This is a genomic window from Georgenia sp. Z1491, assembly GCF_049856175.1.
GTDB lineage: Bacteria > Actinomycetota > Actinomycetes > Actinomycetales > Actinomycetaceae > JB111.
Window position 1 is genome coordinate 93239 of record NZ_JBNDNA010000011.1, and the last position, 24760, is coordinate 117998.

The 24760-nt window shown below is 73.5% G+C and carries 20 protein-coding genes; 7 read left to right on the top strand and 13 right to left on the bottom strand.

Annotation, left to right across the window (positions count from 1 at the left end):
• Positions 1-31: 31 nt before the first annotated feature.
• Together ACPYO4_RS12130 and ACPYO4_RS12135 are read left to right on the top strand one after the other, a co-directional pair.
• Positions 32-1069, top strand: a complete 1038-nt coding sequence (locus ACPYO4_RS12130; protein WP_425709504.1) for a zinc-dependent alcohol dehydrogenase — start codon at positions 32-34, stop codon at positions 1067-1069.
• Positions 1070-1116: 47 nt separating this feature from the next.
• Positions 1117-1770, top strand: coding sequence for a class II aldolase/adducin family protein (locus ACPYO4_RS12135; RefSeq protein ID WP_425709551.1), 654 nt, complete (start codon positions 1117-1119; stop codon positions 1768-1770).
• 98 nt (positions 1771-1868) lie between these two features.
• Here ACPYO4_RS12135 and ACPYO4_RS12140 read toward each other — a convergent pair whose 3' ends face one another.
• The 7 genes from ACPYO4_RS12140 to ACPYO4_RS12170 form a co-directional block, all read right to left on the bottom strand.
• Positions 1869-2537 (bottom strand): prepilin peptidase, encoded by a 669-nt coding sequence (locus tag ACPYO4_RS12140; RefSeq protein WP_425709505.1) that lies wholly within the window; start codon positions 2535-2537, stop codon positions 1869-1871.
• A 49-nt stretch (positions 2538-2586) separates the two neighbouring features.
• Positions 2587-3576 (bottom strand): shikimate dehydrogenase, encoded by a 990-nt coding sequence (locus ACPYO4_RS12145; protein WP_425709506.1) that lies wholly within the window; start codon positions 3574-3576, stop codon positions 2587-2589.
• Positions 3573-4745, bottom strand: a complete 1173-nt coding sequence (gene mltG / locus ACPYO4_RS12150) for an endolytic transglycosylase MltG (protein WP_425709507.1) — start codon at positions 4743-4745, stop codon at positions 3573-3575. The genes ACPYO4_RS12145 and mltG overlap by 4 nt, the downstream gene beginning before the upstream one ends.
• On the bottom strand, positions 4742-5242 hold the full coding sequence (gene ruvX / locus ACPYO4_RS12155) for a Holliday junction resolvase RuvX (RefSeq protein ID WP_425709508.1): 501 nt from the start codon (positions 5240-5242) through the stop codon (positions 4742-4744). The genes mltG and ruvX overlap by 4 nt, the downstream gene beginning before the upstream one ends.
• Positions 5239-7920 (bottom strand): alanine--tRNA ligase, encoded by a 2682-nt coding sequence (alaS, locus tag ACPYO4_RS12160; RefSeq protein ID WP_425709509.1) that lies wholly within the window; start codon positions 7918-7920, stop codon positions 5239-5241. Before alaS ends, ruvX begins: the two co-directional genes overlap by 4 nt.
• Before the next feature lie 176 nt (positions 7921-8096).
• Positions 8097-8720 (bottom strand): 30S ribosomal protein S4, encoded by a 624-nt coding sequence (gene rpsD, locus ACPYO4_RS12165; RefSeq protein WP_425709510.1) that lies wholly within the window; start codon positions 8718-8720, stop codon positions 8097-8099.
• A 139-nt stretch (positions 8721-8859) separates the two neighbouring features.
• Positions 8860-10221, bottom strand: coding sequence for a replication-associated recombination protein A (locus ACPYO4_RS12170; RefSeq protein WP_425709511.1), 1362 nt, complete (start codon positions 10219-10221; stop codon positions 8860-8862).
• A gap of 120 nt (positions 10222-10341) precedes the next feature.
• Between ACPYO4_RS12170 and ACPYO4_RS12175 the strand changes: the two genes are divergently transcribed.
• A complete protein-coding gene (locus ACPYO4_RS12175) occupies positions 10342-12594 on the top strand; it encodes an MMPL family transporter (RefSeq protein WP_425709512.1) in 2253 nt (750 codons plus the stop codon).
• A 1-nt stretch (position 12595) separates the two neighbouring features.
• Positions 12596-13870: an MFS transporter gene (locus ACPYO4_RS12180; protein ID WP_425709513.1), complete on the top strand. Its 1275-nt coding sequence runs from the start codon at positions 12596-12598 to the stop codon at positions 13868-13870.
• A 141-nt stretch (positions 13871-14011) separates the two neighbouring features.
• On the opposite strand, the gene ACPYO4_RS12185 is transcribed toward ACPYO4_RS12180, so the two are convergent.
• From ACPYO4_RS12185 to ACPYO4_RS12195, 3 genes are read right to left on the bottom strand one after another with little or no spacing between them, the layout of a single operon-like run.
• Positions 14012-14809, bottom strand: coding sequence for an ABC transporter permease (locus ACPYO4_RS12185; protein WP_425709514.1), 798 nt, complete (start codon positions 14807-14809; stop codon positions 14012-14014).
• On the bottom strand, positions 14806-15723 hold the full coding sequence (locus tag ACPYO4_RS12190) for an ABC transporter permease (protein ID WP_425709515.1): 918 nt from the start codon (positions 15721-15723) through the stop codon (positions 14806-14808). The genes ACPYO4_RS12185 and ACPYO4_RS12190 overlap by 4 nt, the downstream gene beginning before the upstream one ends.
• On the bottom strand, positions 15716-16639 hold the full coding sequence (locus tag ACPYO4_RS12195) for an ABC transporter ATP-binding protein (protein ID WP_425709516.1): 924 nt from the start codon (positions 16637-16639) through the stop codon (positions 15716-15718). The genes ACPYO4_RS12190 and ACPYO4_RS12195 overlap by 8 nt, the downstream gene beginning before the upstream one ends.
• Before the next feature lie 109 nt (positions 16640-16748).
• Between ACPYO4_RS12195 and ACPYO4_RS12200 the strand changes: the two genes are divergently transcribed.
• Entirely contained in the window at positions 16749-17486 is a 738-nt protein-coding gene (locus tag ACPYO4_RS12200) for a hypothetical protein (protein WP_425709517.1), read from the top strand.
• A gap of 39 nt (positions 17487-17525) precedes the next feature.
• On the opposite strand, the gene ACPYO4_RS12205 is transcribed toward ACPYO4_RS12200, so the two are convergent.
• The 3 genes from ACPYO4_RS12205 to aspS all read right to left on the bottom strand — a co-directional run bounded on the left by ACPYO4_RS12205 (position 17526) and on the right by aspS (position 20866).
• The gene (locus tag ACPYO4_RS12205; protein ID WP_425709518.1) at positions 17526-18146 is read right to left on the bottom strand and encodes an L-threonylcarbamoyladenylate synthase; all 621 of its coding nucleotides are present in this window, start codon (positions 18144-18146) and stop codon (positions 17526-17528) included.
• Between the two features lie 102 nt (positions 18147-18248).
• Entirely contained in the window at positions 18249-19025 is a 777-nt protein-coding gene (locus ACPYO4_RS12210) for a GNAT family N-acetyltransferase (protein WP_425709519.1), read from the bottom strand.
• Complete coding sequence (gene aspS, locus ACPYO4_RS12215; protein WP_425709520.1) at positions 19022-20866, bottom strand: aspartate--tRNA ligase; 1845 nt, start codon at positions 20864-20866, stop codon at positions 19022-19024. Before aspS ends, ACPYO4_RS12210 begins: the two co-directional genes overlap by 4 nt.
• Positions 20867-20980: 114 nt before the next feature.
• Between aspS and ACPYO4_RS12220 the strand changes: the two genes are divergently transcribed.
• Both ACPYO4_RS12220 and ACPYO4_RS12225 read left to right on the top strand, forming a co-directional pair.
• Positions 20981-22495, top strand: a complete 1515-nt coding sequence (locus tag ACPYO4_RS12220; protein ID WP_425709521.1) for an MFS transporter — start codon at positions 20981-20983, stop codon at positions 22493-22495.
• A 212-nt stretch (positions 22496-22707) separates the two neighbouring features.
• Complete coding sequence (locus tag ACPYO4_RS12225) at positions 22708-24753, top strand: DEAD/DEAH box helicase (protein ID WP_425709522.1); 2046 nt, start codon at positions 22708-22710, stop codon at positions 24751-24753.
• Positions 24754-24760 lie beyond the last annotated feature (7 nt).

Sequence of the window (24760 nt, forward strand, 5' to 3'; positions counted from 1 at the left end):
AGCAGGACCGCACGAGCAGAGAAGAGAGCGCATGCGCGCGTACATGTTCCACGGACCCGGCGACCTGAGGCTCGAGGACGTGCCCGAGGGCCGTCCGGGACCCGGCGAGATCGCCGTCGAGATCAAGGCCGCCGCCACGTGCGGCACCGACCTGAAGTCCTACCGGCGCGGGCACCCCACGCTGTTCCCCTCCCTGCCCGCTCGGTTCGGCCACGAGTTCGCCGGCGTCGTCACCGAGGTCGGCGAGGGCGTGGAGCGGTTCGCCGTCGGGCAGCGCGTCGTCGCCGCCAACACGGCGCCGTGCGGCTCGTGCTGGGCGTGCACCATCGGCCGCGAGTCGCTGTGCGAGAACCTCCAGTACCTCAACGGTGCGTTCGCGGAGCAGATCGTCGTGCCGAAGGCGATCGTCGACCGCAACACCTACGTCATCCCCGACTCCCTCCCGTTCGAGGCGGCCGCCCCCCTCGAGCCGCTGTCGACGGTCGTCCACGGCATGCACGAGTCCGGCATCGAGCTCGGCGACACCGTCGTCATCAACGGTGCGGGCCCCATCGGCCAGATGTTCCTCAAGCTGGCCCAGCTCCGCGGCGCCACCGTCGTCGTGGCCGACCGCTCGGCCGGACGGCTCGAGCAGGCCCGCGCCGCCGGCGCGAGCGAGACCGTCGACCTCACCGGTCTGGAGACCCCCGAGGAGTGCGCGGCCGCCGTGCGCCCGTTCACCCCGGGCGGGCGGGGCGCCGACGTCGCGATCGAGGCCGTGGGTCTGCCGAACGTGTGGGAGCAGACCGTGCTCGGGCTGCGTCCGGGCGGCACCGCCGTGCTGTTCGGCGGGACCCCGAAGAACGCGCCGTTCTCGGTCAACTCCTCCGACATGCACTACAAGGAGTACACGCTCAAGGGCGTCTACCACCACCAGCCGCGGTTCGTCCAGATCGCGGTCGAGCTGCTGAGCACGAACAAGTTCGACGGGCTCAGTCTCGTCACCGAGACCCGCCCGCTCGAGGCCCTCGTGGAGTCGCTCGAGGACATGGCCGAGGGCAAGGGCTCGAAGTACATCCTCCAGCCCTGACCGGCCGCAGGGATGACGACGAGAGACACGAGGAGGGTCAGGTGAGCATGCTGCTCGAGAAGGAGCGCGCCGAGGTGGTGCGCGTCTGCCAGGAGATGCAACGACAGGGACTCGTGGTGGGCACCGCGGGCAACGTCTCGGTGCGGGTGGGCGACCAGGTCGTCATCTCGCCGTCGGGCATGGCCTACGAGGACCTGGAGCCCGGCGACGTCGGGGTGCACGACCTGTCGGGCGAGCCCGTCGACGCCGCGTACGCGCCGTCGAGCGAGCTGCCGCTGCACCTGGCGGTGTACGCGGCCACCGACGCCCGGGCGATCACCCACAACCACGCGCCGGCGTCGACGGCGCTGAGCGTGGTGGTCGACGAGGTGCCGGCGACGCACTACTACTCGTCGATGTTCGGCGGCCGCCTGCGGGTGGCGCCCTACGCGACCTTCGGCACCGACCAGCTCGCCACGAACGTGGCCGGCGCCCTCGAGGGCCGTGCGGGCGCGCTCATGGCCAACCACGGCGCGCTGACGACCGGGCCGACCCTGGCGAAGGCGTTCAGCCTCCTGCAGTACCTGGAGTACGTCTGCGAGGTGCACCTGCGGGCGATGTCCGTCGCGGGCGCGCCCGGGGCCCACGTCAAGGTGCTCAGCGACCAGCTCCTCGCCGAGGCCGGCAGCGGCCTGTCCGGCTACGGGCAGACCAGGAAGTAGTCGGGGCGCAGCCCCAGGGGCGGCCCCGGCCGGGAGCGGCCGGGCACCACCCCTGTCACGGGTCGTGCCGGGCGGTGTGGGCGGGCGGGCCCGCGACGTCAGACCGCGAGACCGCCGGTGAGCTCCAGCCACGTCGCCAGTGCCGCGCCCAGGAGCAGCGAGGGCCCGAGCGGGACGTGGGACCGCAGGTTCGCGCGCCCCACAAGGACCGCACCGATCGAGTGCAGCCCGCCGAGGACGATGCCGAGGACCGGACCCACGGTGGCGGCGGGCACGGACAGGTAGCCCAGCCACGCACCGATCAGCAGGAGCAGCTTGACGTCGCCGAGGCCGACCCCGCCCGGCGTGACGAGCGCGACGACGTAGAGCACGCCCGCCGGGACCAGTGACCCGGCCGCGGCCTGCATCAGTGCCGCCGGAGCTCCGGCCGTGACCGAGGCCGCCACGAGGAGCGGACCGACGACCACGGCGGCGGCCAGCAGGAGACGGTCGGGCAGCCGGTGGGTCCTGACGTCGGTCACCGCCAGCAGCACGGCGATCCCGGCGAGCCAGCCGCCCGCCGCCGCCCACAGCACGCGGGCCGCACCGGTCGCGGCACCGGCCGCGGCCCCTGGTCCGGCGTGCGGGGCCGCTGAGCCGTCCGCCGATAGCAGCGCGACGGAGGCGAGGACCGCGACCACGCCGGCAAGGCCGATCGTCGCCGGACCGACCGCGCCGAACGCCGCCGCCCTCGCCCGTCGGGCGGGAGCACCCGATGCGTCGCCCACGTGCCACCTCCCCCTCCTCGGGCGGCGTGCGGCACGCGGCGCCCGTCCGTCATCTCGCGGGCGGCAGCACCGGCGGCGAGTCAGGGATCGCCGCGCCACGAGCGCGCACGGCCAGCTGGTCGAGCAGCGCGGCCCGCACGGCCACGGCGTCGGGCTGCCGCCCGGTCCACAGTCTGACCTGATCGACGGCCTGGTGCAGGAGCATTCCCCAGCCCTCGGCGACCGTGCCGCCGGACGCGGCCCACGCGGCGGCCAGGGGCGTCGGCGTCGGCCCGTAGACGACGTCGAGGAGGACCGCCTCCGGGCGGACCGCGGCCGGCACGAGCTCCGCCACCGGGTCGGCGACGCCGCGCGGGAGCGTGGACACCACGACGGCGGCTCCCGCGAGCGCGCGCGCCACCCCGGCGGTGTCGGTGAGTCGGACATGCCCCGCCGCCAGGCCGGCGCGGTGCGCGACCGGCAGCGCGGACCCCGGACCGCCCACGTTGCGGGCGACGAACGTCAGCTCGCGCACCCCGGCGCTGCCGAGCGCCGCCACCGCCGACGAGGCGGTCGCACGGGCGCCGAGGACCACCGCCGGTCCGTCCGCCGCCGTCAGGCCCGCGTCCGCCAGCGCTCCCGCGATGCCCGCCACGTCGGTGTTGGCGCCGACGATGAGGCCCCCGGGCTGGACGACGATGGTGTTGACGACGCCGAGGAGCCCCGCCACGGAGTCCTTGACGTCCACCGCGCCCGCGGCCGCGAGCTTGAGCGGCATCGTCACCGACAGCCCGGCCCACGAGCTGTCGAGCCCGGACAGGACGTCCGGGAGCTGGTCGGTCGTCACGTCCTGGAGCCCGTACGCCCAGTCGGTGAGGCCCAGGCTCGCGTACGCCGCGCGGTGGAGGGTCGGCGACAGGGAGTGGGCGACCGGGGAGCCGACGACGGCGGCCCGCCGCCGTACGCCGGGCGCGTGGACGTCCTGGCCGACCAGGACCTCGCCGTGGCCGGTCACGACGCCCCCCGACCCGCCGTGGCCGGTCACCCCGTGGCCGGTCACGACGACGGGTTCTCGGCCTGCCACTCGCGCAGCAGCTGGACGTTCTCGTTCTGCTCCTCCAGCGTGGAGGCGAACAGGGTCTCGCCGGTGTCGAGGTTGACCGTGACGAAGTAGAGCCAGTCGCCCTCGGCGGGGTCGAGGACAGCAGCGATCGAGGTGTCGCCGGGCGACCCGATCGGGGTGGGCGGCAGGCCCGGGTGGACGTACGTGTTGTACGGGTTGTCCGGGTTGGCCGTGTCGTCAGAGGTCGGCATGCCGCCGGTCTCACCCATGCCGTACAGGACCGTGGAGTCCATCCCGAGCATCCCGTTGGTCTCCGTGGTGTCGTTCAGGCGGTTCTCGATGACCGTGGCGACCTGCGGCATGTACTCGTCGATGTTGACCTCGCGCTCGACGATCGAGGCCCGCGTGAGCACGGACTGCCAGTCCTCCTCCGGGACGCCGAGCTGCTGGAGCCGGTCGACCTGGAAGGTCACCATCTCGGCGAGGACCTCCTCCGCCGTCGTGTCCGGCTCGAACGCGTAGGTCGCCGGACCGAACCAGCCCTCGGACTCGCCCTCGGCCACCTCGGGCAGCCCGATCGCCTCGGCGTCGGCGGCCGCCTCGGCGACCTCCTCGACCTCGATCTCGAGGTTGCCGGCCACCCGCTCGACCACCTGGTCGCGGGTGAAACCCTCGGGGATGGTCATGGTGATCTCGTTGCGGCTGGCCGGGTCGAGCAGCGCCGCCACGGCGTCCTCCGCCCGCATCTCCTCCAGCAGGGTGTAGGTCCCCGGCTGGATGCCGCCGGAGTCGGGGTTGTTCGCGTAGGCGTCGGTGAAGGCGCGCTCGGACGCGACGACCCCGGCCTCGACGAGCGTCGAGGCGATCTCCGTGCCGGAGGCGCCGATCGGGATCGTCACGTCGACCTCGTCGCTGCCGGGTCCGGGAAAGTCCTCGGCGCTCGTGTCGGGCCGGAACCCGAGCATGTCGCGGACCTGCGGCAGGGCGAACCAGGCGACGGCGGCGAGGGCGAGCGCGGTGAGCACGACGACGACGACGGACCGGGTGCGACGCCTCCTGCGGCGCCTGCGCGCCTCCTCCTGCGCACGCACCTCGCGGCGCGAGGCCCGGACCGCCCCCTCGGGTTCCGCCGGGCTGTCGGCCACCTCGTCGAACAGGTCGCTCATCGGGAAGTCTCCTTCGGCGCTCGGGGGGTGACCGGGCGGCCTGCGGGCCTTCCGGTCGCGCGCTCGGCGTCCAGTGCGCTCTCGAGGATGAGCACGGCCGCGACCTGGTCGACGACCTCGCGGTGCCGCCGCCCCGGGCGGCCGCTGGCGTGCATGGCGCGGTGCGCGGACGTGCTCGTCAGGCGCTCGTCGACGAGGCGGACGGCGACGTCGGGGCTCGTGGCGGCGATGACGCCGGCGAGCGTGGCGGCGTAGTCGGTGGCGGCGCGCGCGGAGGCCCGCACCTTGCCGTCCATGCTCCGCGGCAGACCGACGACGACCTCGATCGCGCCGGTCTCCTCGGTCAGGCGCGCGATCTCGAGCTGGTCGGCGCCACCGGCGTCGCGTGCGAGCGTGGCGACGGGACTCGCGAGCACGCCGTCAGGGTCGCACCGGGCGACGCCGACGCGGACCGTGCCCACGTCGACGCCGATCCGCACCCCGCGGCGCAGCGTCATGCGCGGCCCAACGCCGCGCGGACGGCCGCGAGCGCGGCCGGGACGGCGGAGGCGTCCGTGCCGCCGCCCTGCGCCACGTCGTCCTTGCCTCCGCCACCACCGCCGAGCTCGCCCGACGCGGTGCGCACGAGCTGCCCGGCGCGTGCGCCGGCGTCGCGCGCGGCCCGGTTGGTCGCGACGACCACGAGCGGTCGGTCGTTCGCCGTGCCGACGAGGGCGACGACCAGGCCCCGGGACTCCCCCGCCCGGCCCCGCACGTCGAGCGCGAGGGTGCGCAGGTCGTCCGCGCCGGAGACGGCGCCGAGGTCCGCTGCCACGAGCGTGAGGTCCCCGACCTGCTCGCCCGCGTCGAGGAGGTCCCCGCCACGGCGCAGAAGCTCGGCCTGCTGGAGCGCGGCCAGCTGCTTCTCGGCGCCCTTGAGCCTGGTCATGAGCGACCCGACGCGGTCGATGAGCTCATCCGGGCGGGAGCCGACGAGCTGGCCGAGCTGGGAGACGATCGCCTTCTCGCGCGCCTGGTTCTGGTAGGCGCCTGCGCCGACGAGCGCATCCACCCGGCGCACGCCCGAGCCGATCGAGGCCTCCCCCAGCACGGTGACGAGCCCGAGGCTGCCGGTGCGGTCGACGTGCGTGCCGGCGCACAGCTCCCTGGACCAGTCGCCGCCGATCGAGACCACACGCACCTGGTCCCCGTACTTCTCGCCGAACAGCGCGACCGCGCCGGACTCTCGGGCGGCGTCGAGGCTCATGGTCTCGTCGGTGACGTCGAGGTCCTCGGTGAGACGCTCGTTGACGCGGCCCTCGATGTCGCCGAGCACGGCGGCGTCGACCGCCGAGCCGTGGCGGAAGTCGAAGCGCACGCGCGACGGCGAGTTCTCCGAGCCGGCCTGCGTGGCCTGCTCCCCGAGGTGCTCGTGCAGCGCCTTGTGGATCATGTGGGTCGCGGTGTGTGCGCGCGCGATGTGCCGGCGGCGCTCGGTGTCGATCGCGGCGTGCACGCCCTCGTCGAGGGTGACGGTGCCCTCGGTGAGGGCTCCGCGGTGGACGGTCAGGCCCTTGACGGGCTGCTGGACGTCCGCGACGTCGACGACCCCGCCGCCGACGAGCCGGATCTCGCCCTGGTCGGCCAGCTGGCCACCCTGCTCGGCCCAGAACGGGGTGCGGTCCAGGACGAGCTCGACGTCGGCGGGCGCACTCGCCGTGGGTGCCGGCTCGCCGTCGACGAGAAGACCGACGACCCGGCCCTCGGCCTCGGCCTCGTGGTAGCCGAGGAAGTCCACCGGAGCACCGAGGGAGGCGAGGATCTCGTTGTACCGGGCCGTGTCGACGTGGCCGGACTTCTTCGCGAGCGCGTCGGCGCGGGCGCGCTGACGCTGCTCGCCCATGAGGGTGCGGAACCCCTCCTCGTCGACGGACACGCCCTGCTCGGCGGCCATCTCGAGGGTGAGGTCGATGGGGAACCCGTACGTGTCGTGCAGGGCGAACGCGTCGTCGCCGGACAGCCGCGCCGCCGTGGGGCCGCCGCGCTCCTTGGCACGCGTGACCGCCGTGTCGAGGATCGTCGTGCCCGAGGCGAGCGTGCGGAGGAAGGAGTCCTCCTCGCCGTAGGCGATGTCACTGATCTGACCGAAGCCGGCCTCGAGCTCGGGGTAGGTCTCCTTCATCGCGTCGAGGGAGACGGGCAGCAGCTCCGGGAGGGTCGCCTCCTCGACGCCGAGCAGGCGCACAGAGCGCACGGCGCGGCGGATGAGGCGGCGCAGCACGTAGCCGCGGCCGTCGTTGCCGGGGCGCACACCGTCGCCGATGAGCATGAGCGCGGAGCGGACGTGGTCGGCCACGACGCGCAGGCGGACGTCATCCTCGGCGTCCGCGCCGTACCGGCGGCCGGTCAGCTCCTCGGTGCGCGCGATGACCGGGAAGACCTGGTCGGTCTCGTAGAGGTTGTTCTTGCCCTGGAGCAGGTAGGCCATGCGCTCGAGGCCGGCCCCGGTGTCGATCGACTTGCTGTCGAGCTCGCCGAGGAGCGGGTAGTCCTTGCCCTGGCCGGGGCCGCGGAGGAACTGGTCGAAGACGAGGTTCCAGAACTCCAGGTAGCGGTCGCCGCCCGGGTCGACCGAGCCACCCTCGGCCTCCGGGCCGAACTCCGGCCCGCGGTCGTAGTGCCACTCGGCGCACGGGCCGGCGGGGCCGGGCTGACCGGTGTCCCAGAAGTTCTCCTCGCGCGGGAGACGCACGATGTGCTCGGGGTCCAGGCCGATCACGGACGTGAGGTGGTGAAGGGCGGCCGCGTCCTCGTCCCAGACCGTCACCCACATGCGGTCGCCGTCGAGCCCGAGTCCCCGCTCGGCGTCCGTGATGAACTCCCAGGCGAGGTCGATCGCCCCCTCCTTGAAGTAGTCCCCGAACGAGAAGTTGCCGGCCATCTGGAAGAACGTGCCGTGGCGCGTCGTGCGGCCGACGTTCTCGATGTCGTTGGTGCGGATGCACTTCTGCACCGAGGAGATGCGGGGGTGCGGCGCCTTCTCCGTACCGACGATGTACGGGATGAACGGCACCATCCCGGCGATCGTGAACAGCAGCGACGGGTCCGGCGAGACGAGCGAGGCCGAGGGGACGACCTCATGACCGTGCCGGGCGAAGTGCTCGTTCCAACGGCGGTGGATCTCGGCGGTGCGCATCGGTCCTCTTCGGCGGTTCGGGGGGCGTCCGCAGACCGGACGGGGCCGGGCGGCTCGGGGCAGACTATCGCGCCGAGACGCGATCGTTACCAATCGGCGTTCTGGCTGATCCGGAGCCCGGTTGAGATGCCTGCGCCCCGATCACCTTCGTGACCGGGGCGCAGCGCGGGGGTGGATCAGCGCGAGTAGTACTCGACGACGAGCTGGACGTCGCAGGTCACGGGGACCTCGGGGCGGGCCGGGCGGCGCTTGAGCTCGGCGCGCAGCTTCTCGAGCTGGACGTCGAGGTAGGGCGGCAGCTCCGGGAGCACGTCGCGGTGCCCGCCGGCGGCGGCCACCTGGAACGGCGTCGTCGTCTGCGAACGGGGCTTGACCTGGATGACCGAGCCGGGCTGCACGCGGAACGACGGGCGGTCGACGATCTTGCCGTCGACGAGGATGTGGCGGTGCGAGACGGCCTGGCGGGCCTGCGCGGTGGTGCGCGCGAAGCCGGAGCGCAGGACGAGGGCGTCGAGACGCATCTCGAGCAGCTCGACGAGGGACTCACCGGTCATGCCTGGCTCGCGGCGGGCCTCCTCGAAGACCCGGACCATCTGGGCCTCGCGGAGCCCGTACTGGGCGCGCAGGCGCTGCTTCTCCTTGAGCCGGACGGAGTAGTCCGAGTCCTGGCGGCGGCGGGCGCGGCCGTGCTCGCCGGGGCCGTAGGGGCGCTTGTCGAAGTACTTCTGCGCCTTGGGGGTCAGGGCGATGCCGAGGGCGCGCGAGAGGCGCACCTGACGGCGGGTACGGCTGGGGGCCATGCGGATTCCTTACTCGTGTCACGACCGAACGGCGCTGCGCCGTCGGTGTGGGGTCGACCGTGGTGGCCGGCTGGTGCCGGCGGTGGCCAGGACCCCAGGAGCGCCTGCGCCGGTGGCGCAGGACAACCTCAGCAGGGTATCAGCGCTTCCCGCGCAGGATCGAGCGGATCGCGCCGAGGCGCCCTGTGATCTCCCGCTCGTGCCCGTGGGTGGTGGGCCGGTAGTAGGTGGCGTCCGCGATCTCCTCGGGCAGGTGGTCCTGCGCCAGGACGCCGCGCGGGTCGTCGTGCGGGTAGCGGTAGCCGACCCCGTGGCCGGCCCGCTCGGCGCCGGCGTAGTGCGCGTCGCGCAGGTGGTGGGGCACCTGGCCGGATCGGCCCGATCGGACGTCGGCCAGGGCCTCGTCGATGCCGAGGTAGGCGGCGTTGGACTTCGGGGCCGACGCGATGTGGATGGTGGCCTGCGCGAGCGGGATCCGTCCCTCGGGCATCCCGATGAGCTGGACCGCCTGGGCGGCGGCGACCGCGGTCGTCAGCGCGGTGGGGTCCGCCATGCCGACGTCCTCGGACGCGTGGACGATGAGGCGGCGGGCGATGAATCGCGGGTCCTCCCCCGCCGCGATCATGCGCGCCAGGTAGTGCAGGGCGGCGTCGACGTCGGAGCCGCGCATGGACTTGATGAACGCGGAGATCACGTCGTAGTGCTGGTCGCCGTCGCGGTCGTAGACGACGGCCGCGACGTCGATCGCCGCCTCGACGTGGGCGGTGGCCACCGCGGTGTCGCCGGCGTCCTCCGCGGCCGCGGCCGCGGCCTCGAGGATGGTCAGCGCCTTGCGGGCGTCCGGCCCGGCGAGCCGCACGAGCACGTCGGCCGCGTCGTCCTGAAGCGTGAGCGACCCGCCCAGGCCGCGCTCGTCGTGAAGGGCGCGCGCCACGAGGCTGCGCACGTCGTCGGCCGTCAGCGGGCGCAGGGTGAGCAGGAGCGAGCGGGACAACAACGGGGCGTTGACCGAGAAGCTCGGGTTCTCGGTGGTGGCGGCCACGAGCGTGACCCAGCGGTTCTCCACGGCCGGCAGCAGCGCGTCCTGCTGGGTGGTGGTGAACCGGTGCACCTCGTCGACGAACAGCACCGTCTCCCGCCCGGAGGTGACGAGGTCCCGACGGGCGGACTCGACGACGGAGCGCACGTCCTTGATGCCGGCCGTGACGGCGGACAGCTCGACGAACCTGCGGCCCGAGGCGCGCGCCACGAGGTACGCGATCGTCGTCTTGCCCGTGCCGGGCGGGCCCCACAGGACGACGGAGGCCGGGGCCGTGCGGCGTGAGCCGGACGCGTCGGCCGGCTCGAGGAGGCGGCGCAGCGGCTGCCCCGGCGCGAGCAGATGGTCCTGGCCGAGGACCTCGTCCGCGCTCGCCGGCCGCATGCGCACGGCCAACGGCGCGCCCGCCGAGGCGGCGGGCGTGCCGTCGTCGGTGGTCGAGGCGGAGGTGAACAGGTCCACCGCCCCAGCCTACGGAGCCCGTCCCACATCCGGACCGCCGTCATCGGGCGTGCGGGGGTGGCGCACGCCTCGTGGCCGCAACGGCAATCAGGTACGTGCGGCCGGTCGCGCGGTGCGAGCATGAGCCTCGTGTTCCGCGCACTGGGCCGACTGGTCACCTCGTTCCCGAAGCTCGTCGTCCTGGCCTGGGTGCTCGTCGTCGCCGGCGCCGGGACGTGGGCACTGACCGGGTTCGGCGGCGACGGGCTCTTCGACCGGATGGCCGCCGGCGACGAACCGGTCATCGAGGGCTCCGAGTCCACGATCGCCTCCCGCGCGATGGAGGACAGCTCGACCGACGCCGACACCGTGACGATGGTCGTCACCGGGATCGACGTGGCCGACCCCGAGACCCAGGCCGCCGTCGCCCAGGTGCTCGGACCGCTCACCGCCGAGCTCGACCAGATCTCGGGCGTCTCCCGCGCCGTCTCCCCCGCGGCTTTCCCCGGCGGTCCCGCCGACGAGCAGGCCGGCCCGTTCGTCTCGGCCCAGGGCGACGGCGTCGCGGTGATCGCGACCATCGACAACGACGCCGACGTCGACGCCACCCACGCCGAGGTCGTGGAGCTCATGGAGTCCGCCGACCTGTCCGCCCTCGGACCGGACGCGGACGCCCACCTCACCTCGACCCAGCTCGTCGTCGACGCCATCAACGCCCAGATCCAGGAGGACCTCATCCGGGGCGAGGCGATCGGGCTGCCGGTCGCCCTCCTCATCATGGTGGTCGTCTTCGGCGGCTTCCTCGCCGCGACGCTGCCCGTGATCGGTGCGCTCGCGTCGATCGTCGCCGGCATGGGTGCGCTGCTCGCGCTCACCTACGGGATGGAGATCCAGTCCTTCGTCCTCAACGTGGTCACCGTCCTGGGGCTCGGCCTGTCCATCGACTACGGCCTGCTCGTGGTCTCGCGCTTCCGCGAGGAGGTCGCCCGCATCCGCGAGACGACCGACGACGCGGGGCCCTTCCGGCCCGGGAGCCGCGACCCGCGGCTGATGGCGGCCGTGCGCAGATGCGTCGAGACCGCGGGACGCACGGTGTTCTACTCCGCCGTCACCGTGGCGATCTCCGTGGCCGGCCTGCTCCTCATGCGTCCCGACATCCTCACGACGATCTCGGCCGGCGCGGTCGCCGTCGTGCTCCTGGCCGTCGTCGCGGCAATCACGCTCATCCCGGCGGTCCTCGTCCTGACCGGCCACCGCCTCGCGCGCGGCTCCGCGCTGGCGAAGGTCCCGGGGCTCCGGCTCCTCGTGCGTGCCTTCGGGGACACCGGGTCCGACGAGGGCGCGTTCTCCAGGCTCGCCCGGTTCGTCCACCGCCATCCCTGGGCGATCCTCGTCGGGGTCACCGCACTCCTCGCCGTGGCCGTCTCCCCGCTGGCGAACATGACGCTGCGCTCGTCGTCGGTCGAGATGGTCCCGACCGACACCGACACCGGGCAGGCGCTGCAGGTGCTCGCCGAGGACTATCCCGCGCTCGGGTTCGCCGACGCCTACACGGTGGCCGACGCCGCGCCCGACGAGCTCGGCGCGTGGGCCGAGGCGGTCGAGGCGATCGACGGTGTGGAGTCCGTCGGGACGCCGAGCGTCCTGGACGACGGCCGGTCGCTCGTCACCATCACGCTCGCCACCGACGACCCGGGCGACGCCACGGGCGTCGCCGCCACGGAGGAGATCCGCGCCGTCGACCCGGGGTTCGAGACCTTCACCGGCGGGACGGCGGCAGCGCAGATTGACTTCACCGACTCCCTGGTCGACGGGCTCCCGCTGACGGCCGGCGTCGTCGTCCTGGCCGTGTTCGTCCTGCTGTTCCTCATGACCGGGTCGCTGCTCATCCCGATCAAGGCCCTGCTCATCAACGTCCTCTCGATCGCCGCGTCGCTCGGGCTGACCACCTGGCTCTTCACGTCCGAGACGGGATCGAGCCTCATCGGCCTGTCCGAGCCGCACGCCGGCCTGGAGACGTACGTGGTGGCGATCATCGTCGCCTTCGGGTTCGGGCTCGCGATGGACTACGAGGTCTTCCTCCTGGCGCGCATCAAGGAGTACTGGGACTCAACTGGGGACAACGACCTCGCCGTCGAGCGGGGGCTGCAGCGCTCGGGGCGGATCATCACCTCCGCGGCGGCGATCATCATCGCCGTGTTCCTCGGGTTCGCCCTCGGGGAGATCGACGCGATCCAGCAGGTCGGGCTCGGGCTCGCGCTCACCGTCCTCCTCGACGCGACCCTCGTGCGGCTGCTGCTCGTGCCCGCCACGATGACGCTGCTCGGCCGCTGGAACTGGTGGGCGCCGGCCCCGCTGAGGCGGCTCTACGAGCGCTTCTCGATCGAGCACTGAGGTGCGGCTCCTCCTCGACCTCACGCCGCTGCGCGAGTCGGTCCCCTACCGGCACCTGTGGGTCGGCCAGCTGGCGTCCGCCCTCGGCGCCCAGCTCGCCACGACCGCGATCGCGCTGCAGCTGTTCGCGCTGACCGGCTCGTCGATGTCGGTCGGGCTCGTCGGGCTGTTCGCGCTCGTGCCCATTGTCGTCGTCGGCCTGTACGGCGGCGCCGTCGTCGACGTGTTCGACCGGCGCAAGGTCGCTCTCGCCGGCGGTGTCCTGCTGTGGGTGACCGGTGGGCTCAACGTGGCGCAGGCCGCGCTCGGCAATACCGAGACGTGGGTCCTCTACGGGCTCGTGGTCCTGCACTCGACGGGCTTCGCGATCGTCTCCCCCGCGCGCTCCGCGATCTATCCCCGTCTGCTGCCGCCCCACCAGCTGCCGGCGGCGAACGCGCTCAACGCCATCGTCATGTCCGGGTCGATGTTCGTGGGCCCGCTGCTCGCCGGGTTCATGGTCGAGCACGTCGGCTACACGATGACCTACCTCGGCGACGCCCTGCTCTACACGGTGGCGATGTGGGGGATGTGGACGCTGCCGCCCGTGCCGCCGCAGGGCTCGGTCGCGGGCGTGCGGGCGCGCATGCCCGGGCTGCGCTCGGTCGCCGACGGCGTGCGCTTCCTCGCCACCGCACCCAACATCCGGATGACGTTCCTCACGGACTTCTGCGCCATGGTGCTGGCGAATCCCCGCGCCCTCCTGCCGGCGGTGGCGATCGTCTGGCTCGGCGGCACCGAGGGGACGACCGGCGTGCTCTCGGCCGCCATCGCCGCGGGGGCGCTGCTCGCGCTGACGTTCTCCGGTCCCGTGGGACGGGTGCGCCGGCAGGGTGTGGGCACGGTGGCGGCGGTGGGCTCCTACGGGGTGGCCGTCGCGCTCGCCGGGGCGGCCGTGCTCCTGGGTGGGCATCTCGGCGCGCCGTGGGCGCTGGTGCTCGTGTGCGTCGCGCTCGCGGTGTCCGGCTCGGCGGACTCCATCGCCATGGTCTTCCGGACCACGATCCTGCAGGTCGCCACCCCCGACCACCTGCGCGGCCGGCTCCAGGGCATCTTCATCGTCGTGGTCGCCGGCGGGCCCCGCCTGGGCGAGTTCCTCCTCGGCTCGCTCGCCACGGTCACCGGCGAGGGCTGGGCGCTCGTGGCCGCCGGTGTTGCGTGCGTCCTCGCCCTCGCCGCGGTCGTGGCCCTCCAGAGGAAGTTCCTCGACTACGACGCCGAGGACCCGCAGCCCTGACCGCGGGGCCGCCCGGTCCGGTCCCCACCTGCGCCGAGGTCGTGCCGCACATGGCGAGATCGTGCTCCGCAGGCACGACCTCACCACCTCCGGCACGACCTCGCCACCGTCCCCCTGCCGGTGCCGGACGAGCCGGCGCCTTCAGCGCAGGAACAGGGCGCGCAGCCGCACGGTCGTCAGCCACAGCCCCGCGCCCACCATCGCCACGAAGTAGCCGAGGTGCCCGAGCGTGGCCCAGTCGACGTGTCCGACGCCCAGGTGGCGCATCAGCTCGACGCCGTGCCACAGCGGAAGCGCCTGGACGAGCCACTGCACGGCCTCGGGGTAGACGTCGATCGGGTAGAGCGTGGCGGAGAGCAGGAACATCGGGAGCATGACGAACCCGATGACGTCCATCTGCTGGAAGCTCGTCATGAAGCTCGTGATCCCCATGCCGATCGCGGCGAAACCGAAGGCGACGAGGACGGCCGCGGGCACCATGAGCAGCGCCCACCAGCTGGTCACCAGGCCCATGAGGGCCATGACGCCGAGGAACCCGCACGCGTAGAGGAACCCGCGGAACAGGGCCATGACGATCTCGCCGAGCGCCACGTCGAGGGGACCGAGGCTCGTCTGCAGCATCGCCTGGTACAGCTTGGCGAAGCGGAGCTTGAAGAAGACGTTGAAGGTCGAGTCGTAGATGGCGCCGTTCATCGCGGAGGTGGCCAGCAGCGCCGGGGCGATGTAGACGGCGTACTCGACCGCCTGCCCGCCGGGGCCGACGACCTCGCCGACGAGGCCGCCCATGCCGATCCCCATCGCCAGCAGGTAGAGCACGGGCTCGAAGAAGCCGGAGACGAGGATGATCCAGTTCTGGGCGAGCACCACGGTGAACCCGCGCTCGACGACCGCCCCGGTGTTGCCCGCCCACAGCGAGCGGATCATGGACCGCGCGCTCATGAGGAGAGCCTGCGCGTGTAGGACCGCCGGGACCACACGAGCCCGAGGGCCGTGCACGCCACGAGGAACGCGACGTGCGCGGCGATGAGCCACGGGGCGACGTCGGCGCCGTAGGAGACCACCCGGGCCAGCTGGCTGCCGTGCCACACCGGGGAGAGCCAACCGATCCACTGGAGGTACACGGGCATCACGGTGAGCGGGAAGAACGTGCCCGCGAAGAGGAACATCGGCATGACGACGAAGCGCTGGATCGCCGAGAACTGGAAGCCCTCGTCCTCGAGCGTCGACGCGTACGCCTGCACCGGTGCACCGAACGCCGCGGCGGCCAGCACGCCGATCGGCACGAGGAGCACCGAGGCCGGCGACGACGTGGCGCCGAACGCGAGCATGATGAGCCAGAAGACGAGGCACTGGGCGGCGAACCGGAGCATGACGCCGACGAAGTGGCCGTGCGCGATGTGCCCGGGGCTCATCGCCGTCGCGGCGGGCGCGTGGTAGAGCCGCTGCCACTTGAACCCGGTCATCACGGGGTAGGTCATCTCGCCGGTCACCGACATCACCGCGGTCGAGACGAGGATCGCGGGCGCGACGAACGTCAGGTAGTCCACGCCGTCGACGGTGCCCGCGCCCTGGCCGACGAGCGTGCCCAGCCCGATACCCATGGCGATCATGTAGACGAGCGGCTGCCCGACGGCGTACATCAGCGCCGAGAAGGCGTAGTAGCGGAAGCTCCGCAGCCAGGCCTCGGTCTGGTACCACCAGCCCCAGCGTCGCGCGGCGGCGGCCATCGCCAGGTGGCGGGGGTCGGCGCCGGCGGAGGTGGCGACCGTCGCGTCGGGACCGCCCGACGACGACACCCCCGTCGTCGCCCCCGCCCCGGCTCCTGCCCGGGCGGCGTCCTCGTGGTCAGTCAACGAGGCTCCTGCCGGTGAGCCGGAGGAACACGTCCTCCAGGGAGGACCTGCGCACGAGCGAGGTGATCGGGCTCAGGCCCCGGTGGGCGACCTCCTCGACGACGGCCTCGCCGTCGTCGGCGTAGAGCAGCACGCGGTCGGGCAGCACCTCGGTGCGCTCGGCGACGTCCGCGAGCTCGGCCACCACGGACGAGTTGCGCGCGGAGCCGAACCGCAGCTCGACGACCTCGCGCGTGCAGTACTCGCGGATGAGCGCGCGCGGCGAGCCCTCGGCCATGATCCGGCCGTGGTCGACGACCACGAGCCGGTCGCACAGCTGCTCGGCCTCGTCCATGAAGTGGGTCGTCACGACGAGCGTGGTCCCGCCCTCCTTGAGGCGGAACAACCGGTCCCACAGGATGTGCCGCGCCTGCGGGTCCAGGCCGGTCGTGGGCTCGTCGAGCAGGAGGATCTTGGGGTCGTTGACCAGCCCCCGTGCGATCGTCAGGCGTCGCTTCATCCCGCCGGAGAGCGACTGCACCTTGGCCCGGGACTTCTCGGTGAGCTGGGCGAACTCGAGCAGCTCGTCGGCCCTGGCGGCAAGCTCGCGGCGCGACATGCCGAAGTACCGGCCGTACATCACGAGGTTCTCCTTGACCCGGAGCTCCTCGTCGAGGTTGTCCTGCTGCGGTATGACGCCGAGGTGGGCGCGGACCTCGGGGCCCTGCCGGCCCGGGTCCATGCCGAGCACGCTCAGCTCCCCGCCGGAGCGGTCCAGCGTGCCGCCGATCATGCGCATCGTCGTCGACTTGCCGGCGCCGTTGGGGCCGAGCAGGCCGAAGCTCTCTCCGGGCGCCACCTCGAGGTCGATCCCGTCGACCGCGACGAAGTCGCCGTACGTCTTGCGCAGGGCAGAGGCGTGGATGGCGGGTGGCACGCGGAGGATGATAAGCCAGGTCAACGGCGTTCGCGCCGCAATTCTCAGGCCGCGCGGGCGTTCGGAGTCACCGATCGGGCGCCGAGGTGCGGCACCCTAGAGTGCGGTCGTGGGCCTCTTCGACTTCATCGCCGGCTACTGGTGGCTGGTGTTCCCCCTCGGCGGGGTCATCGGCGGCGCGGTCGGTGGCGTCGCCACGGGTGTGAGCAAGTGGGACAAGCGCAGGCGTAAGCACAAGATCGAGCTCGCGCGGATCAAGTACGGCGCGCGGGACGCAGAGGCGGAGCGGGTCGAGGCCTCCCGGCGGGAGATCGAACGCACGCGCGCGCGGCACGCGGCGGTGGACGAGCGCTGGCTCGACTACGAGCTCGACATCGCCAAGCTCATCGACCACCCGCTGATGACCGACATGCGCGAACCGCTGACCGTGGACTTCCACCGGGCCAAGCGGGACGCCGACGCCCTCCGGCCGGGCGATGCCGACGGTGCTCCCGGCGCCGCCGGTGCCGACGAGCCGGTCGACGCGGAGCTGCTCGCCGAGTACCGGGACGCGGTGCGCCGGTACGAGACCGCGTTCGACGTCGCCGAGCAGGAGGCGCGGCGGCGTCAGGCCTCGGCGTTCTCCGTGACCGAGCAGCAGGCGCTCGTCCGTGCCAAGAAGTTCCTCTCGCTCGCCGACGACCCCTCGGCCACCTATGCGGAGCGGCAGACGGCCTACCGGCGCGCCACCCGCGAGCTCAGCGGACTCGTCGTGCTGCCGACCGCGGCCACCGACGCCTTCGAGCAGCGCATCGCCGGCGCGATCGGCGCACCCGCCGAGAGCGACGACGCACGTCGGGACTCGTGACGCCCGCCGGGGCTCGGTGGTCCGTGCGTCGTTCCCTGCTCACTCGAACCGGCTGACGTCCCCGGCGCCCACCCGCGCGACGCGCACGTCCCCCTCGCTGAGGTCGAGCACGCTCGTGGGTTCGGTCGAGGTGACGTCGGAGTCGACGACGGCGTCGAGCGCGTGGCCGATCTCCTCGGCCACGACCCAGCCCTCCGACATGGGCTCCTCCGCGTCCGGGAGGATCAGGGTGGAGGACAGGATCGGCTCCCCCAGCTCGCGCACGAGCGCCAGGGAGACGGGGTGGTCGGGGATACGCACGCCGACGGTGAGCTTCTTGGGGTGGACCATCATCCGCGGCACCTCCTTCGTGGCCGTGAGGATGAAGGTGTACGGCCCGGGCGTGAGCGACTTGATGAGCCGGAAGTCGGAGTTGTCGACGATGACGACCGAACCGAGCTGGGCGAAGTCGTGGCACACGAGCGTGAAGTGGTGCTTCTTGTCCAGGCGCCGGAGCTGCGTGATCCGCTCGATCGCGTCCTTGTTGCCCGGCGTCGCGCCGAGCGCGTACCCCGAGTCCGTGGGATAGGCGACCAGACCGCCCTGACGCAGGACGTCGACGGCCTGGGCGATCTTCCGCGGCTGCGGGTCCGTGGGGTGGATGTCGAGGTGGCGCACCATCGCCTCATCCTGCCACCGGTCGTCGGGGCGCGTCGCGCGCCCGCGGGCGCGTGCCGTCGCCCCGTTCCCGAGCCAGGCCCTCGGCACGGCCTGAACGATCGGTCAGGCGGGGTCGGCCGGCGCGATGTTCTCCACCTGCTGGACGAGCCGGAAGCCGAGCGACTCGTACAGGCGCCTGGGCCCGACGACGTCGGCCCACGTACCGAGCTGGACGACGCGCGCGCCTGCGGCGAGCTCGCGCCTCGTGATCGCGCACGTGAGCGCCGAGCCGACGCCCTGGCCCCGGTGGGCCGGGCGCGTGCCCAGGCCCGAGAGCACGGCGACCTCTCCTCCGCCCTGGACGGGCGCGCGCCGGGACGCCATGACGGCCAGCCACTCGCCGTCGCGCACGTAGCCGGTCCACGTGTGCTCCTCGAGGTGCCGGAGCGCCCACGTGTCCGGGTATGCCTCGGCGAGGACGTCGCGAACGACGCGGTTCGCCTCGACCTGCTCGAGGCGGAGCACCGCCTCCTCACCGGGCCTCGTCTCGGGCGCCTCGTGGATCGCGAGCAGGTCCCAGGCCCGTCCCGTGGTCATGGCGAGCCACGGCGCGAGGGCCGTCCGGGCGTCCGCCTCCGCCTCGGCCCGACGCCGCAGCTCGGCCAGCGTCCCGAGCGGCGCCTGGGCGGAGGCCAGGTCGGCGACCGGGTGGGCGATGAGCAGGTCGACGATCTGATCGACGTCGCCGGAGGCGAGCACGCGCCGGCCCCCGCCGTTCGGGTCGGGTCCCACGCCGACGCCCGCCGTGGCCGTCTGGGCCAGCGGCGAGGCCCCGATCCGCGCGGCCTGCGCCCGGTAGAACAGGTCGCCGTCGAGGAAGCCCTCGTGCGCGTCGGTCACGCTCGTGCGGACGGCGCGCCGGTACCGCCCGTCGGCTCGCTGCTGCCCGCCTCGGCCTGCTCCTGCTCCTCGTCCTCGGGCTCGGCGTCGACGCCGGCCTCGGCGCGCTGGTCCTCCGTGATGGGCGCGGGCGCGCCGGTCAGCGGGTCGTACCCGCCACCGGTCTTGGGGAAGGCGATGACCTCCCGGATGGAGTCCACCCCGTGCAGGAGCGCGACGATCCGGTCCCAGCCGAACGCGATGCCGCCGTGCGGGGGCGCGCCGAACTGGAAGGCGTCGAGGAGGAAGCCGAACTTCTCCTGCGCCTCGGCCTCGCCGATGCCCATGACGTCGAACACGCGCTGCTGGACGTCGCGACGGTGGATACGGATCGAACCGCCGCCGATCTCGTTGCCGTTGCAGACGATGTCGTAGGCGTAGGCCAGCGCCTCGCCCGGGTCCTCCTCGAAGCGGTCGATCCACTCCGGGGTCGGGGACGTGAAGGCGTGGTGCACGGCCGTCCAGCGTCCGCCGCCGACGGCGACGTCGCCCTCGTCCAGGGCCTCGGCGACCGGCTTGAACAGCGGCGCGTCCACGACCCACACGAACGCCCACGCATCCTCGTCGATCAGGCCGGTGCGCGCCGCGATCTCCTGCCGCGCCGCACCGAGCAGGGCGCGCGAGGACGTCTGCTCCCCGGCGGCGAAGAAGACGCAGTCCCCCGGCTCGGCGCCGACCGCGGCCGCGAGCCCGGCCCGCTCCGCCTCAGAGATGTTCTTGGCGACCGGCCCGCCGAGGGTGCCGTCCTCCGCGATCGTCACGTAGGCGAGGCCCTTCGTACCGCGCTGCTTGGCCCAGTCCTGCCAGGCGTCGAACGTGCGACGCGGCTGGCTCGCCCCGCCGGGCATCACGACGGCGCCCACGTACGGGGACTGGAACACACGGAAGGGGGTGTCTGCGAAGAAGTCCTTCAGCTCGGTGATCTCGACGCCGAACCGCAGGTCCGGCTTGTCCGAGCCGAACCGGCGCATCGCCTCGGCGTAGGTCATCCGCGCGATCGGGCGCGGGATAGCCACGTCGATGAGCGCCCACAGCTCGGCGAGGATCTCCTCGGCGACGCCGATGACGTCGTCCTGGTCGACGAAGCTCATCTCGACGTCGAGCTGGGTGAACTCCGGCTGCCTATCGGCCCGGAAGTCCTCGTCCCGGTAGCAGCGGGCGATCTGGTAGTACCGCTCCATCCCGCCGACCATGAGCAGCTGCTTGAACAGCTGCGGCGACTGCGGCAGCGCGTACCAGGAGCCCGGGGCCAGGCGGGCGGGCACGATGAAGTCGCGGGCCCCCTCCGGGGTGGACCGGGTGAGCGTGGGGGTCTCGATCTCGACGAAGTCCTGCGCGTCGAGCACACGCCGAGCGGCCTGGTTGACCTTCGAGCGCAGGCGGATCCCGGCGGCCGGGCCGGTGCGGCGCAGGTCGAGGTAGCGATGCCGGAGGCGGGCCTCCTCGCCGACGGCGCCCGAGTCCCCCGCGTGGTCCGAGACCTGGAACGGCAGCGGGGCCGAGCTGTTGAGCACGGTGAGCTCGGTGGCGATGACCTCGATCTCGCCGGTCGCGAGCTCGGGGTTGGCGTTGCCCTCGGGGCGCACGGAGACCTCGCCGGTCACCTGGACGACGAACTCGCTGCGCAGCTCGTGGGCGACGTCCTCGTCGCGGACGACGACCTGGGCGATGCCCGAGGAGTCCCGCAGGTCGAGGAACGCGACGCCGCCGTGGTCGCGCCGTCGATCGACCCAGCCGGCGAGCGTGACGTCTGCGCCGGCGTCGGCGGCGGTGAGAGTTCCTGCGGGGCGCGTGCGGAGCACGAGGGGTCCTTCCGTCGGGGTGCACCCCGCGAGACGGGCGGGGGCCGCCCCCGATGGTACGTCTCACGCACCGGTGAGTTGTCCGGCCGCCCCCCGCGGGGCGACGATGCGCGGGTGAGTGCTGAGGCGGGCGACGATCTCGCGGAACACACCGACGTGAGGACGATCCGGCTCCTCCTCGTCGTCTCGATCGCGCTCATCACCTTCGTCGCCTTCGAGGCCCTCGCCGTGGCGACGGCCATGCCGACGGTCTCCCGGGCGCTCGACGGCGGACAGCTCTACGCGCTCGCCTACGGCATCACGCTCGCCACGCAGGTGGCCACGACGACGGCCGCCGGCAGGTGGTGCGACGCGGGCGGGACCCGGGCCGCCCTGGTCACCGGCATCGTCACCTTCATCACCGGCCTCGCGCTCGCGGGCCTCGCCCCGGACATGTGGCTGCTCGTGCTCGGCCGGGCGGTCCAGGGCGTGGGCGGTGCGCTCGTCATCGTCCCGCTGTACGTGCTCGTGGGGACCGTCGTCCCCGCCCGGCGGCGCCCGGGTTTCTTCGCGGCCTTCTCCGCGGCGTGGGTCGTGCCGTCGCTGGTCGGGCCGCTGCTGGCCGGGTTCCTCGCGGACCACGTGTCCTGGCGGTGGGTGTTCCTCGGGATCGCGGCCGTCGCCGTGCCGGCCATGTTCCTCGTCCTCGCGGTCTTCGCCCGGCTCCGCCGCGACGAGGCGGCGGCCCGCGCCGCCGCGCCGAACGTGCCGGACGTGCCGAGGGCCCGGCCGGTCTCGACGCCGGGCGAGCAGCGGGGCTCGGCACCGGGCGAGAGGCGAGGATCCGCACCGGGCGACCGGGGCGGCTCCGCGATCCTCGTCGCCGTCGGGGCCGGGACCGGGGCCGCGCTCCTGCAGTCGGCGGGCTCGGCCCCCGGCGAGGGCGTCGGGCTCACGGCGTCCGACTGGATCCTCCTCGGGCTCGGCACGCTCGTGCTGCTGGCCTGCCTCCCCCGCCTACTGCCCGGCGGCGCGCTGCGGCTGCGAGCCCGCGTGCCCGCGCTCGTCACGGGCCGGGCCCTGCTCAACGGCGCCTACGTCGCGACCCAGGTCTACCTCGTGCTGCTCCTGCAGGAGCAGCACGGCTGGGACGCCATGTCGGCCGGCAGCGTGCTGACCGTCGGTTCCCTGTCGTGGGGCGCGGCCTCCGTGGTGGCTGCGCGCGTGCGGACCGAGGCGACGCGGGCGCGGCTGCCCTGGATCGGGTCGTCGATGCTGGCGGCCGGCATCGCCGTCGCGATCCCCACCTCGTGGCCGGACGTGCCCGCCTGGCTGACGATCGTCTCCTGGGTCGTCGCCGGCGGCGGGATCGGCCTCGCCATGTCCTCCTCCTCGGTGCTCGCGCTCGGCTGGACCCCGCGGGCGCGCCAGGGCGAGGTCAGCGCGCACCTCCAGATCGCCGACGCCCTCGGGCCGGCGGTCCTCGTCGCGCTCACCGGGGTCGCCGTGGCCGTCGCCCCGCCCGGCGCGCTGGGACAGGTCCCCTACGTGGCCGCGCTCGGGATCGGCCTCGTGCTCGCGCTGCTGTCGGCCACCGCGTCCTACCGCTCGCAGGGCGACCGGTCGACGCTGGCGACCTCGCCGGCCTGACCGGGGGCAACGGCGTCGTTGTGCCGGTTCTCACCGGGGCTCGACCACCCGCCGGGGGTGCCCGGCCGGTAACGTCTGGGGTCGAGCGCGCCATCCATGGCCGTGCACGCCCCACTCTTCTCTCCGACGCACAAGGCGCGGACGACTTCCGGGCACTGTGCGGCACGCGCCCCGTCCTGGGCGCCCCGCTCGCCGCACCCCGAGGAGATTTCGTGCCCGATCACGCCACAGAGCCTGCCCGCACCAGCGACCCGAGCCACGACGGCGACACCGTCCCCGACACCGAGCACGCCTCGCCCCGGGACGGCGCCGACCAGGCGCCGCAGGTCGAGGAGACCTCGAGCGTCGAGGCGCCCGCCGCGCAGGAGACCTCCGCGCCGGCCGAGCGCGAGGAGCGTCCCGCCACCTTCGCCACGCTCGGCCTGCCGACCGACCTGCTCCGCGCCGTCGAGGACCTCGGCTTCGTCGCGCCGACCGACGTGCAGGCCCGCACGATCCCCGTGCTCATGAGCGGCCGGGACGTCGTCGGGGTCGCCCAGACCGGCACCGGCAAGACGGCCGCGTTCGGTCTGCCCCTGCTCGCCGCTGTCGACCCGGGTCTGCGCAAGGTCCAGGCCATCGTGCTGGCCCCGACCCGCGAGCTCGCCGTCCAGGTGGGCGACGCGATCGCCGACTTCGCGCACCGCATGCCGGGGCTGCAGGTGCTGCCGATCTACGGCGGGTCGTCGTACACGCCGCAGCTGCGCGGGCTCAAAGACGGCGCGCAGGTCGTCGTCGGCACGCCCGGCCGGGTCATCGACCACATCGAGCGCGGCTCGCTCGACCTCACGCATGTGCGCTTCCTCGTGCTCGACGAGGCCGACGAGATGCTGCGGATGGGCTTCGCCGAGGAGGTCGAGTCGATCGCGTCGCACGTGCCGACCGACCGCCGCACGGCGCTGTTCTCGGCCACGATGCCGTCCGCGATCCGACGCGTCGCCGCCACGCACATGACCGACCCGGCGCACGTCTCGGTCACGCCGCCGGCGAGCACGGTGGCGAACATCGAGCAGACCTACGCCGTCGTGCCGTTCCGGCACAAGACCGGAGCGCTCGCCCGCATCCTGGCCGTCTCCGACGCCGATGCCGCCATCGTCTTCGTCCGCACCAAGGCGCAGGTCGAGGAGGTCGCGATCGAGCTCCAGGGCCGCGGCGTCCAGGCGGCCGCCCTGTCCGGCGACGTCCCGCAGAAGGAGCGCGAGCGCATCGTCGAGCGGCTCCGCGAGGGCACGCTCGACGTCCTCGTCGCCACCGACGTCGCCGCCCGCGGGCTCGACGTCGAGCGCGTCGGCCTCGTCGTCAACTACGACGTGCCCCGGGAGACCGACTCCTACGTCCACCGCATCGGCCGCACCGGCCGGGCCGGGCGCACGGGCCGCGCCCTGACGTTCCTCACGCCGCGCGAGCGCGGCCGCCTCGGCCAGATCGAGCGGGCCACGAACGCCACTCTCACCGAGGCCGTCATCCCCACGCCCGCGGACGTCTCCGCCCACAAGGCGCGCACGATCCTCCTCAAGACCTCCGAGCGGCACGACGCGGGCCGCCTCGAGATGTACCGCACGCTCCTCACCGAGGCCATGGGCGTCAGCGCCCCGGCCGACCCGGCCGAGGTCGCCGCCACCCTGCTCGCGCTGGCCGTCGGCGACTCCGGGCCGCGCCCGCGCTCGGAGTCCGAGCCCGACCAGCTCGCCCTGCCCGCGCGCAAGCAGCGGGACAAGAGCTGGAAGGACGACCGTCCCGGGTCCTCCGGCGCGGGCGACCGACGCGGCCGCACGCGGCGCGAGGAGAACGTCGACGAGCAGGGCGAGTTCCTCAGCGCCCGCTTCGAGGACGGCCGCGAGCCCAAGGGCCGCGTGGCCCGGCGCCCCCGCGGCACCGGCGACGGGACGACCTACCGCGTCGACGTCGGCCACCGCGACGGCGTCCGGCCGGCCGCGATCGTCGGTGCCCTGACCGGGGAGTCCTCGCTGCGCGGCGGCGACATCGGCAAGATCGACATCTTCCCCAGCTTCAGCCTCGTCGAGGTGAGCGCCGACCTTGACGCCCGCTCGCGGGAGAAGCTCGCCCGCGCCGTCGTCGGGGGCCGGCGCCTCAACCTGCGTGAGGACTCCGGGCCGAAGGGCGGGCACCGGCCCGCCGGCAGGGGCTCGGACCGCCGCCCCGGGCGCGACGACCGGCGTTCCACCTCGCCGTCGCGCCCCCGCCAGCCGCGGTACTGACCGTCGG

What these genes read in the sequence shown, in the direction of transcription:
- ACPYO4_RS12130 (WP_425709504.1), top strand. Translation starts at nt 32, where the DNA reads ATGCGCGCGTACATGTTCCACGGACCCGGCGACCTGAGGCTCGAGGAC.
- ACPYO4_RS12135 (WP_425709551.1), top strand. Translation starts at nt 1,117, where the DNA reads ATGCTGCTCGAGAAGGAGCGCGCCGAGGTGGTGCGCGTCTGCCAGGAG.
- mltG (WP_425709507.1), bottom strand. Translation starts at nt 4,745, where the DNA reads ATGAGCGACCTGTTCGACGAGGTGGCCGACAGCCCGGCGGAACCCGAG.
- ruvX (WP_425709508.1), bottom strand. Translation starts at nt 5,242, where the DNA reads ATGACGCTGCGCCGCGGGGTGCGGATCGGCGTCGACGTGGGCACGGTC.
- alaS (WP_425709509.1), bottom strand. Translation starts at nt 7,920, where the DNA reads ATGCGCACCGCCGAGATCCACCGCCGTTGGAACGAGCACTTCGCCCGG.
- rpsD (WP_425709510.1), bottom strand. Translation starts at nt 8,720, where the DNA reads ATGGCCCCCAGCCGTACCCGCCGTCAGGTGCGCCTCTCGCGCGCCCTC.
- ACPYO4_RS12175 (WP_425709512.1), top strand. Translation starts at nt 10,342, where the DNA reads ATGAGCCTCGTGTTCCGCGCACTGGGCCGACTGGTCACCTCGTTCCCG.
- ACPYO4_RS12185 (WP_425709514.1), bottom strand. Translation starts at nt 14,809, where the DNA reads ATGAGCGCGCGGTCCATGATCCGCTCGCTGTGGGCGGGCAACACCGGG.
- ACPYO4_RS12205 (WP_425709518.1), bottom strand. Translation starts at nt 18,146, where the DNA reads ATGGTGCGCCACCTCGACATCCACCCCACGGACCCGCAGCCGCGGAAG.